Annotated in this window: 11 protein-coding genes and 2 pseudogenes; 8 read left to right on the top strand and 5 right to left on the bottom strand. The window is 63.8% G+C overall.

Annotation, left to right across the window (positions count from 1 at the left end):
* On the top strand, nt 1–443 hold a 443-nt coding region (locus ON38_RS26085; RefSeq protein ID WP_039827660.1), incomplete at its 5' end, for an integrase core domain-containing protein.
* Between the two features lie 193 nt (nt 444–636).
* Here ON38_RS26085 and ON38_RS26080 read toward each other — a convergent pair.
* Both ON38_RS26080 and ON38_RS26075 read right to left on the bottom strand, forming a co-directional pair.
* The gene (locus ON38_RS26080) at nt 637–1,656 is read right to left on the bottom strand and encodes an alpha/beta fold hydrolase (protein WP_051165188.1); all 1,020 of its coding nucleotides are present in this window, start codon (nt 1,654–1,656) and stop codon (nt 637–639) included.
* Nucleotides 1,657–2,613: 957 nt separating this feature from the next.
* Nucleotides 2,614–3,054: a hypothetical protein gene (locus ON38_RS26075; RefSeq protein WP_039827659.1), complete on the bottom strand. Its 441-nt coding sequence runs from the start codon at nt 3,052–3,054 to the stop codon at nt 2,614–2,616.
* A 232-nt stretch (nt 3,055–3,286) separates the two neighbouring features.
* Between ON38_RS26075 and ON38_RS35160 the strand changes: the two are divergent.
* Nucleotides 3,287–4,172: pseudogene (locus ON38_RS35160) on the top strand (IS5 family transposase).
* Between the two features lie 63 nt (nt 4,173–4,235).
* Complete coding sequence (locus ON38_RS26060; protein ID WP_245564208.1) at nt 4,236–4,499, top strand: site-specific integrase; 264 nt, start codon at nt 4,236–4,238, stop codon at nt 4,497–4,499.
* A gap of 10 nt (nt 4,500–4,509) precedes the next feature.
* Here ON38_RS26060 and ON38_RS26055 read toward each other — a convergent pair whose 3' ends face one another.
* Nucleotides 4,510–4,836 carry a winged helix-turn-helix transcriptional regulator gene (locus ON38_RS26055; RefSeq protein ID WP_281004629.1) on the bottom strand — a complete coding sequence of 109 codons (327 nt, stop codon included), beginning with the start codon at nt 4,834–4,836 and terminating at the stop codon, nt 4,510–4,512.
* Between the two features lie 146 nt (nt 4,837–4,982).
* On the opposite strand from ON38_RS26055, the gene ON38_RS26050 reads away from it, so the two are divergent.
* The 3 genes from ON38_RS26050 to ON38_RS26040 all read left to right on the top strand — a co-directional run bounded on the left by ON38_RS26050 (nt 4,983) and on the right by ON38_RS26040 (nt 7,572).
* Nucleotides 4,983–5,912 carry an NAD(P)-dependent oxidoreductase gene (locus ON38_RS26050; RefSeq protein WP_051165187.1) on the top strand — a complete coding sequence of 310 codons (930 nt, stop codon included), beginning with the start codon at nt 4,983–4,985 and terminating at the stop codon, nt 5,910–5,912.
* Between the two features lie 170 nt (nt 5,913–6,082).
* Entirely contained in the window at nt 6,083–6,922 is an 840-nt protein-coding gene (locus ON38_RS26045; protein ID WP_157181900.1) for an IS3 family transposase, read from the top strand.
* A gap of 254 nt (nt 6,923–7,176) precedes the next feature.
* The gene (locus ON38_RS26040) at nt 7,177–7,572 is read left to right on the top strand and encodes a tautomerase family protein (RefSeq protein WP_039827656.1); all 396 of its coding nucleotides are present in this window, start codon (nt 7,177–7,179) and stop codon (nt 7,570–7,572) included.
* A gap of 59 nt (nt 7,573–7,631) precedes the next feature.
* On the opposite strand, the gene ON38_RS37630 is transcribed toward ON38_RS26040, so the two are convergent.
* Together ON38_RS37630 and ON38_RS26035 are read right to left on the bottom strand one after the other, a co-directional pair.
* Nucleotides 7,632–7,736, bottom strand: a complete 105-nt coding sequence (locus tag ON38_RS37630; protein ID WP_281004630.1) for a hypothetical protein — start codon at nt 7,734–7,736, stop codon at nt 7,632–7,634.
* Between the two features lie 29 nt (nt 7,737–7,765).
* Complete coding sequence (locus tag ON38_RS26035) at nt 7,766–8,095, bottom strand: recombinase family protein (RefSeq protein ID WP_245564206.1); 330 nt, start codon at nt 8,093–8,095, stop codon at nt 7,766–7,768.
* 192 nt (nt 8,096–8,287) lie between these two features.
* Here ON38_RS26035 and ON38_RS26030 point away from each other — a divergent pair.
* Both ON38_RS26030 and ON38_RS26025 read left to right on the top strand, forming a co-directional pair.
* Nucleotides 8,288–9,814, top strand: a pseudogene (locus ON38_RS26030) (ISL3 family transposase).
* A 281-nt stretch (nt 9,815–10,095) separates the two neighbouring features.
* On the top strand, nt 10,096–11,001 hold the full coding sequence (locus ON38_RS26025; protein ID WP_039827655.1) for a helix-turn-helix transcriptional regulator: 906 nt from the start codon (nt 10,096–10,098) through the stop codon (nt 10,999–11,001).
* Nucleotides 11,002–11,165 lie beyond the last annotated feature (164 nt).

Raw genomic sequence — 11,165 nt, 5'->3', positions numbered from 1 at the left:
GGGAGTGCTCGACGAGCAAGGAAACCATTTTCGTCGAGTCGGCGATCCGCTCGGCGGCAGCGTTGCGGGCCCGGCAAGGCTTCCCGTGGAACGGATCGACGATCCACCATTCGGACGCAGGGTCGCAATACACCTCAGTGAAACTCGGTGAGGCACTGATGCTTTCCGGCTTACGTCCATCGGTCTGGTCGGTCGGCGGCGCCTACGATAATGCCCTGGCCGAAACCACGATCGGGCTCTACAAGACCGAAGCGATCCGCGATGACTCCCCGTTCCGGTGCGGTGCACTGACCCGGCTTGCCGATGTCGAGCTGCTCACCGCGGACTGGGTCGGCTGGTACAACACCTCACGGCTCATGCACCGCCTCGGACGCAAACCACCCGCCGAGTACGAAGCCGACTACTATGCCGATCTGACCCAGCACACCGCTGGAGACAGATAAACCGGTGTGCATCGAACCCGGGTCGGTTCAGCTGCCATGCAAAAGATCGCTCAACGATTGCCCCCATCGGACCATTGCCCCCAGCCGGGTGCCCGGTTCGGAGCCGTGTCCGCCCCGGCTCGACCACCCCGACGCGCCATGTATCCTCGTGCAACTCGACAAGGGACACCGGTACCGCATCACCTTTCTGGGTTCACCTGACGTCGAACCCTGCCAGCCTGGTCCACTGATCGACGCTGGTGAGGATGGGTTTCCCAGAGAAACGGCCGGAGGATGCGCTGGTCGGGAAGAGGGCCAGATCCTCCCGACCGGACAGCCACGCGTAAGCACCCGGCTTTATCTCGATCGCACTCAGATGACCTACGGCATCGTCGGGCACCGAATACACCTGCACCAGCTCCCGCGGCAATGCTTCGGCGATCGCGTGCGCGTGGGCGGAAGGTGTGTGTCCATCTCCTTCTGGGGACCAGATCATGGTATGGCATTTGATGGCCCCGAAGTCGATCCCCGAAGGCCTGGCCATAATGGTCCTTACATCCTCTTTCCAAGCATCGGCCCCATTTACCCTCAAAGCTTCGGTGTACATTGCGCAGAGGTGTTCGGCGTTTCTGGTCACAACTTCTTTGTCCTTATCACCGAGGTCACCCCAGTCGGTACCTATGATCTTGGTCGGATCGGTAGGGTTATTATTGAAATTTGCTAGCTTGTCGTCACATGCGGCCATGCTCAGCAAAAAATTCTCTTCGTCTTTGGCCGATAGGTCCAGTCCAGCTTGCTGGTCCATGCCCTTGAAATACCCAGCTTTCATCACATCAGATGGTGCCAGAGGGACGAGCAGTCCGAGCCGGGTGACCCGGTCCGGCATGCCAGCCGCTGCCGCCGCCGCGTGCGGCGCGCCGCCCGATCTACCCACGACAGCGAACTCGCCGATTCTGAGATGGTCGGCGATCGCACGGACATGCCCGGCGGAACTTGCAACGATCAACCCCCGCTGTAGGTCCGAGCCACCATAACCCGGGCGGTCGTAGGTGATCAGCCGGACGTTCAACCAATCGAGTAGTCCGGGCGGGGCGGTATCCACTCGGCTGCCCGGCGTTCCGTGGATCTGGAAGATCGGTGTCCCGTCCTCCGGCCCCTCGGCACGGCACCGCAAGCTCTTTCCGTTGGGAAGAGTGACACTGAAATCGCCGGGGTGCTGTTCGCCGCCGCGCATTCCAGGGCCGGGCGGTCCACCGCCGGAACCGGCGCCCCCGGAACTATGGTTTCGGGGGCCGTGGTCACCGCCGACGCTCGTCCTGCTGTGCGTAGGCGATATCCTGTGCGATCCACCGGGTTCATCGGTACGGGGCTGTAGAAATCGATCGGCGCCGGTGTACTCGGCCACCGCAGACGGAAGAATTTTTCCCCCCACGACCTCGGGAGGGTTCGCGAATATGCTCGCGTAGGGGCCCGAAAATGCCAATATCCTATCGCGAACAGTCGAAATCAGATCGTAGGCCTTGTTTCCCGACACAATAGCTACCGCTTAGCGCCGCAACCAGGACCACAGCGGATCCTCGTGTCGAACAGCATGTTTCAGGGGGGTCAGGGCACCCCGGCCCCTGTCGGCGAGCGATGAACCGGTCCGGCCGACCGCTGAAAGTTTCCACGGCGAAATCGATCCCCCACAAACAAACCTTGAGAAACCGGACGGGTCTTGTCTACTGTTCAGCATCGCGACCTTTCGCAGGAGGAGGGCTGGGTTATCACCCGCGTCGGCAAGTGCGCCACATCGACCGCTACGTAGCGGCAAAGACTTATCCCGGAGCCGAGGATGTCCGCCAAATCCAGTTCGCTTCGAGCACCGGTTCGATCGTTGTCAGGAATTGCCCCTGGTGGGTCATCAGGTCCGCGCCGCGAGGGGCGAAGCTCGCCACTTCTCGTAATCTCTATGGCGCCGGTCGCGCTGCTCCATTACTGGACCTAGCCGCGGACACCATTTCTTCAACGCGGCGATGGTCTTGTGGACAGCTCGGCGTAACAGCGGCTGGGGGAGGGAGTCGAAACATTGGTCCAACTAGCCGGCCGACCCGTTCACAAGTTCGGCAGGAAGGGCCCGTCGGGACCCGATGAACCCCTGCCAGACTGGGTTGACCAGGGCTGATGGGACTCTGATTCCGACTGGTCACATTCACCGGGAGCGGTTCAGCGCAAATGCGCCCGCCAATACGGGGCCGAGAAATATTCCGAGGTAAGAAAGGGTGACCCATGGCTGGTTTGCCATGTAGTAGTCGTCCGCCGGCAACCCCCAGCGGGTATTGCCGAGGATTACGACATATATCAAAAAATCGATAGTGACTGCGCATACCACCCAAGCGACCCCGAGGCGAAGGGATTGTCGTCGGCGATCGAGCGTCGCCCGAGATAGGGCGATCAGGCCGAATATCCACCAGATCAGCAGGTTCGTGACGACATGTACCGGCACGGTGGCTTGATATGCGGGATCGTACAGAAAGTCGGAATCCGGAACTGTCGTGCCGGCAACTGCCGTGTATACGAGCGTTATCGCCGTGTTCACCACATTGACCGTCAGATACGCCCCCAGGAACCAGATCACCGCACGTCCGAGCATCTGCTAAACCCTTCGAGTATGAGATACGCAGAAAGGTATCACATACGCATCGGGAGAGTGGCGGTGACCGCGGTCGGGTCGTGCCCTCGGTTCGGGCCCAGCTGTAGAATTGGCTGGCCTCGAGCTCGAAGGCGGTCGCGGATCGGAGCCGACAGAGATGCGCAGGAGGCGTACCCTCCCTAGAGAGCGTCCTCAAAGCCTGGGCGGTCGAGGTGCCGATTTGATTTGATGTGTGGTCGTGGCGCGTAGGCATGAGTTGACCGAGGAACAGTGGCGCGCGATCGAGCCGTTGTTGCCGGTCTCGGGGGCAAAAGGCCGCCCGCGGGTGGATGACCGTCGGATCCTGAACGCGATGCTCTACAAGGCCAAGACCGGTGTGGCGTGGCGGGACCTGCCCGAACGGTACGGGCCCTGGAAAACGGTCTACAACCGGTTCTGGCGGTGGTCACGCAACGGCACCCTGGCGATGCTCGTGCAGCGAGTGCAGGTGATCGCCGAAGCGATCGATGAACTCGATCGCGAGGTGTCGGTGGATTCCTCGCTGGTGCGCGTTCATCAGCACGCTGCCGGTGCCCGCACTCGTGTGGTTCACACAGGGGGACAACGGATCCGGGTGCGGGCACAGCGAACCAGTTGATCATGCCATCGGGCGTTCTCGTGGTGGTCCGGCTACGAGAATCCATCTCGCGTGCGACGGGCACGGTCGGCCGCTGACGGTCGTGCTGACCGCGGGCAACGTCAACGACTGCACCATGTTCACCCAGGTCTTGGCCGGGATCTGGATGCCGAAACCCGGCCGAGGCCAGTCGTGAAAGCGACCGCGGCGGGTCCTGGCAGACAAGGGATACTCCACTCGCGCGATCCGAGCCCATCTGCGAAGTCGTGGTATCGCCGTAACGATCCCCGAACGCGTCGATCAGCAGGCCAACCGGCGTCGCCGGGGCAGTGCCGGTGGCCGGCCACCGGTATTCGATCCGGTGGCCTATCGGCGTCGCAACGTGGTCGAACGCTGCTTCAACCGGCTCAAACAGTATCGAGCGATCGCCACCCGCTACGACAAGACCGCCACGTCTTACCGCGGGATGCTCGACCTGGCCACCCTGCTTATGTGGCTTTGAGGACACTCTCTAGGTCCAACGCACCGAGTAGATGCCGGACCCGGTGGTCGGGTGTTGTGGCACATGCTGTACGAGTCCTCGGCACGTGCCGAGGAGATGCTGATGCTCGATGTCCCCGATCTCGATACGGCGAACCGGTGTGCGGTGGTGACCCGCAAGGGCGGGGCGCGGGAGGTCATCGCGTGGCAGACCGGCACCGCTCGGTTAGTACCGCGGATGCTGGTCGGCCGCAAGTCCGGGCCGCTGCTTCTGACCGATCGAAAGGCCCGCCCGTCGGTGGCCGCCAACGATAACGACCCGGTGACGGGACGGGCGCGGTCGGATTAATTGTTGCGGGTCAGGACGTTGTTGGCGCCACGGTCTGCGGGGTATCTAGATCGGTGACCTTGAGACGTTCTCGGCGGAGTCGTTCCCGACCCCACTCGCCGAGTGGGCGGAGGGCCTCGTTGAGGGAGACACCTGCCTCGGTAAGGGAGTACTCGACCTTCGGTGGCACTTCCGCGTAGACCTCGCGGTGGATGAGACCGTCTTCCTCCAGCTGGCGCAGATGGAGGGTGAGCATCTTCTCGCTGGCCCCTGGCAGTGCGTGGCGCAGTTCGGCGAAGCGCCGGGTGCCGTGAGCGTGGAGCTCCCACAGGACCAGGCTCTTCCACTTGCCGCTCACGACGTCCAGTGCGGCGTCAATGCCACAGATGTACGGTCCCGACCTCGGTCTCTTTGCCACGACTGCCTCCTCACTAACCAAACGGTAAGTACCGAAGTAAATAGTGGGTACTTTTCAATGCCGGTGTCGCTGTCCAGCATGGACGCATGACTTCACCGACCACAACCCCGCTAGCCACAGGCGTGGCGATGCTCGGGCTCGGGGCGATGGGCAGCTCCCTCGCCGCCCGGCTCCTCGACGCCGGGCACCAGGTCACCGTGTGGAACCGAAGCGCCGGCCGCGACGCCGACCTGGTCGACCGCGGCGCACAGCCCGGCGCGACCGTCGCCGATACCGTCACCGCGCACCCGCTGATCGTCGCCTGTCTGCTCCGACACCCCTCGGTGCACGAAACACTCGACCCCGTCGTCGATCGGCTGCGCGACAAGACGCTGGTCAATCTCACCACAACCACCCCGAACGAGGCGCGCGAGTTGGCTGCATGGGCCGCTGTGCACGGGATCGACTACCTCGACGGCGCGATCCTGGCCGTGCCCGCCATGATCGGATCACCCGGTGCACAGGTCTTCTACAGCGGCTCGCGGACCGCCTTCGACCAGTACCGTGAAGTCCTCGACGCGTGGGCAACCAGCATCTTCGACGGTTCGGATGCGGGTAGGGCGTCGCTGATCGATTTTGCCCTGCTGTCCGGGATGTACCACATGTTCGCTGGCTTCCTCCACGGCGCCGCGATGGTCGGTTCGGAAGGTATGACCGCGAAGGACTTCGCCGCTCGCGCGACCCCGTTCATCAGTGCCATGACCGGCGGTTTCGCTGGTTTCGCGCAGGTCGTCGACGGCGGCGACTACACCGTTGCCGGTCAGCAGAGCCTGGACTTCTCCGATCTGTCCTACATCGTGCGCGCCAGCGACGAGCAGGGCGTGAACCCGGCGACGCTCGCCGCGGTGCAGGCGCTGATCACCCGGCAGATCGCCGCCGGACACGGCTCCGAAGGATTCTCGCGAATCTACGAGAGCTTCCGTGCGGCCGAGGTTACAGTCGGTGGTGGCCTACGAGCGCCGCACCGGTCACCGTGATCGGCCTCGGTCCAATGAGCCAGGCAATGTCCAGGACCCTGCTGCGGCCCAGCACCAGGCCTTGATAGGTTCACCGGCAGTTCTGGTGAGGACGTCACTCGGATGGCGCAGCTACTGAATGTATCGAGGTCCGGGAATTACGAGTACCAGAACGCTGCTGTTCGAGGTCGTTGACGCCTCGAGCGCAGCGCCGTGCGGACCGGGCGGTCAAGATCGTGGCTCATCACAGGGAATCCGACGGCACCTACGGTGCCCCGCGGATCTCCGCCGACCTGCGCGAGGCCGGTGAGCGAGTCACCGAGAAGACCGTCGCCAAGATCATGGTCTCGATCGGTATCGAAGGGATCAGCCCACGCATCTTCAAGGTCACCACGACCGTGGTCGACCCGCGCGTGTCGTTCCCGTCGGATCTGGTCGGGCGCCGATTCGACCGTGGCCGCCTCCACGCCGTATGGACCAGCAACATCACCTACCTGACCTACGGAGAGGCAGACATGTATTTTTGTGCGATCAAGGATGAGCATTCCAAATGGGTGCTGGGCTGGTCGGTGGCCGACCATATGCGCACCGAGTTGGTCACCGACGCCCTCGACAGGGCGATGGCTACCCGCGGCGGACACGGGCGCGGAATCGTCCTGCATGCCGACCGCGGTAGTCACTACACTGCTCCGGCCATGGCAGCTGCCTGTCATCGGCATGGCCTGCACCGGTCGATGGGCGCTACCGGGATCTGCTGGGACAACGCCGGCGCGGAATCGGTGTGGTCGACGTTCAACCACGAGCACTACTACTGGCACGTCGATGCAACAAAAGCTGAACTCGTTGCCGCGGTGGACAAATGGATGCATTGGTATAACACTCGGCGCCGTCATTCATCGATCGGGATGATCAGCCCGATCGCTTACGAACAATCACCCTCCGCAGCTGCTACAGCTGCTTGCTCAAGGTGGGAGCGGGCAAGTACATCGCGGCCACAAGGGGCGCTGCCTGGTGCGCGATGCAGTCATTGAGACCATCGGCGCCCCCGAGGGGCGATACCGACTGGTACCGGGAAGTCATGCTGTGTGAGACCTCTGCTCACACCTGACTCGGCAGTCGCGATAAGCACTGACAGGTCCGTCCTCGGCAGCCTCACCGAGGCGGAACTGGAGCTGCTGAAGGCGAAAGCTACTCAGCCCGCCGCGGCGCGGCATGAGCCAATAATCAGATGGAATCGCCGACCTCGGGCTGGCATCATTGCCCGACCGACAAGAAAGGAAACGCCATGCCTTGGGCGCTCATCGAGGTCCGCCGCGAGTGGTCACGCGAGGAAGAGACTGCGATCATCGATGCGGTTTATGGGGCACTTGTTGCCGCCTTCAAGATTCCCGCCGAGGACAAGCATGTGCGCCTCCAAGTGCACGAACCGCATCGATTCGCGCACCCACCGGCGTTGAAGCGGCCGGAGTACGCGACGTTGGTGTCGGTGGACTGCTTCACCGGAAGGTCCGTCGAGGCGAAGCGAAGCCTCTACGTGGAAATCGTCCAACGCCTCGAACCGCTAGGAATCCCTCGCGACCACGTCTCGATCACACTTCGCGAAAACGCAACCGAGAACTGGGGGATCCGGGGTGGCCAGGCTGCCTGCGACGTGGACCTTGGATTCAGGGTCACGGTCTGACGCGGCCTATCCAGACGGTATGAGTGGCCGTAAGGAGCTGGCGCGGACGCCTTCGGTGGTCAACTCTTCATGGTCAGTTCCCGCATGTACTTGTACTGCGTGGTCCGCGATACCCCCAGCAGCCGCGCGATCGATGACACCGACTCATCCGGCCGGGTCACCAGCGCGCGGGCCTGTACAATCTACACCACGCTCATGGCCGGTGGCCGGCCGAGGCGCGGGCCGCAGCCAGGACTTCGTTGGTGCCGTCGATGATCAGTTCCCGGATGAACTCGGCCAGCGCGGCGAAGCCAGGGAACACCAAACGCCCGCCCAGCGTGGTGGTGTCGAGGGATTCATGCAGCGGCCGGAACCCGATACCGCAGCGGCGTAGATCGACCACGATCGAGATCAGGTCTTGCAGGGAGCGGCCGAGCCGGTCGAGGGAGGCGACGACGAGGGTGTCGCCGACGCGCTTGTAGTCCAGGCACGCCGACAACTGTTCACGCTCGGCGTCCTTGCGGGACTTCTTGTCGGCGAACACCTTCTTGCACCCCGCCGGTCTGCCGGTCCAGGTTCTGGGCGCGGGTCGAGACACGGGCGTACCCGATCAGCGCTCCTCCCCCGCCGATCGGGTCCAAGGCATCGCCGTCGAGGGAGAGTAGGGTCTGTCCAGGATAACGGCTCTGGCCCACTTTCGGTGGTGCCTGTGAGGTGATGGCGGCACGATAGCCCGGTGGCTGAGGTGAGTGTTGGTGTCGGCGTGGTGTTTTCAGGGTTGGCGCCACTTGTCGTCGAGGATGTGGGGTGTGGCGGGTTCGCGGCTGGTGGTCCGAGCCCGGACTCCCGGTGGTGTGGCGGAATGCCCGGGTTGTGGTGCGGGATCGGACCGCGTTCATGGTGTTCACGTGCGGCGACTGGCTGATCTGCCGGTCGATGGACGCAGTGTGGTGGTTCGAGTGCGGGTCCGGCGCTTGTATTGCCCGACTCGGGGCTGCCAGCGCACGTTCCGGGAACAGGTCCCCGGTGTGCTCGAACGCTATCAGCGGCGCACTACCCGGTTGACCGGGCACATGCGTGCGGCGGTGCGGGAGCTGGCCGGGCGGGCGTCGGTCCGAATGCTCGGGCGTTGGTCGGTGCGATTGTCGCGCCAGACCGCCGTGCGGGTGCTGCTCGGCATCCCGGCGCAGACTCAGGAAGCGCCGAGGGTGCTCAGTGTGGATGATTTCGCTTGCTGCGCCGTCACCGATACGGGACCGTGCTGATCGACGGCGCGACTCACGTACGCGTCGATGTCCTGCCCGACCGCCGCTCCGCCACCTTGGAAACGTGGTTGCGTGAGCATCCCGGCGTGGAGTTCGTCGTGCGTGACGGGTCGGCGACCTATGCCGAAGCGATCCGCCGTGGCGCCCCGACAGCGATCCAGATCGCCGATCGCTGGCACCTGTGGCACAACCTGGTGCGAGCAGCGGAGAAGGTGGTCGCCGCCCACGCCCGCTGCTGGGCCGCCGCCGGCCCGAAACGCCGGCAGTTGACCCGCGAAACCACCACCTTGGCCCGCTGGCACGCCGTCCATGATCTCCTCGACCACGGGGTCGGACTCATGGACTGCGCCCGCCGCCTCGGCCTCGGCCTCAATACCGTGAAGCGGTATTCCCGGGTCAGCGAACCCGAGAAGCTGCGCCGTCCACCGCAATACCGGGCCAGTCTGGTCGACCCCTACCATGATCACCTGCGTTCCCGGCGCGCCACAGAACCCGGCGTCGCAGTGACTACTTTGCTGGCCGAGATCACCGATCTCGGTTACACCGGTAGCCTGAATCTCCTGCACAAGTATCTGAATCAGGGCCGCGCCGAGTCCGACCGGGTCATGCCCTCGCCTTGGCGGCTCACCGCCTGGATCACCACCCGCCCCAGCGAGCTGGGCGAGCAGCGACACGCTCATCTCACCGAGTTGCTGGCGGCCTGCCCGGACCTGACGGTGCTTGCGGAGTTGGTGAGCAGGTTCGCCCGCATCGTCACCGACCACCGCGGCCGTGACCTCGACGACTGGATGACCAGCGCTCGCGCTGCGGCGTTACCGGAACTGGACCCGTTCCTGCGCGGTATCGACCGCGACTACCACGCTGTTCCGGCCGGCCTCTGCATGCCCTACAGCAACGGCCCGATCGAGGGTGTGAACACGAAAACCAAACTGATCAAACGACAAATGTATGGCCGCGCCGGATTCCAGCTGCTCCGCCACCGCATCCTCCTGGCCTGAAACTCACCAGGCCACCACCGAAAGTGGGCCAGAGCCCAGATAGGCTATGGCGCTTATCGGGTGGGCGGCATTGATCCAGGGCGAGCACGAGGAAGCCGAAGAAATGCTCCAGGCGTGTATCGACATCTGTATCGACGATCCGAACACCAGGCGAACCTGGCGGCACACCGTGGATGCTTCCGACCTCCCCGCGCCCGTGGCACTGGTGTGGGGCATAGTGCTGGTTCAAGTCCACCGAGACCCGAGGGCAACCGAAGTGCTGAGATGCACCCGCACGCACAATGTTCGAGGAACTCGGGGCACGCCGCAGCGCGATGATGTCGGCGCAGTGGGAGTCGTATGCGGCCAGTTCGCTCGGACAGGAACAGCAAGCGTTGGAGACAGCGCGACGTCACCTCGAGCGCACCAGAGCTTCCGGAGTGCAGTGGACGAAGTATTGGGGTGAGTTGGCGTGGGCGTTCGCGCTGACCATGCATGGTGATCCCGCCCAGGCCTTGGCCAGCGAGCGCGCCGCGTTGGCCTATTACCTGGAGGCAGGAGACCAATGGGGTGCACTGCTGGCGGTCCAGTTTCGGAGTTGGTCATTGGCGCGGATCATCACCGATCAACTCACGAACGGACATCCCGATCGGGCCCGGCTCCGTGCCCTCGCCAAAGAGACCGCTCAACTGATCGGCGGCGCCAAAACCTTGCGTAGGGAACTCGGCGCGGGGGTGGCGGCAATGGGACCCTTCGGTGACGAGACTGCCCGGACGATCGATGTGGCACGGGGTGTGCTGGGAACCGAAGCATATGACGCGGCGGAGAAGCAGGGTATATTGCTGCGTCCGGAATCGCAGGAAGTGCAGCGACTGGCACTGGGTACCTTGCCACTGCCGAAAACGGCGGCCAAGCATCCGACCCCCACCGCCGGACCGTCGCACTGGAGCTTGCTGACGGTGACCGAGCAGGAGGTCGCAATTCTGGCGGCCGCGGGGTGGACAAATGCCGGAATCGCCCTTCGTCGGGGAATCTCCTCCAGGACCGTCGACGCGCAGATCGCCGCAGTCCTCCACAAACTGACGGTCACTTCGCGCAAGGATATTATCGCATTCGTCCCCAACCACCAGATCGACCGGGTCCGCGACGAAGCGGCGAAACGACCTCGTCCAAGCCGTGAACGTAGAGGCCCCCGGCGGCTGCGGTGAATTCCGAGGTGGGCGAAGACTTCGGACAGCCACCGAGGACCTTGGGTTCCGGTAGTAACCGCCGAGAATTCAACGGATATGGCATAGCCGCAGCGGATCGCTGGTGAGGCCCGGTTCGGTCTGCGGTGGTGACCGGTTGCTGGTTGGTTTGCTCTTTAACGCTG

This window comes from Nocardia testacea NBRC 100365 (assembly GCF_000308775.1).
In the GTDB taxonomy this organism is placed as follows: Bacteria; Actinomycetota; Actinomycetes; order Mycobacteriales; family Mycobacteriaceae; genus Nocardia; species Nocardia testacea.
The sequence above is the reverse complement of the archived record's forward strand: the minus strand, read 5'-3'. Positions and strand labels throughout refer to the sequence as shown.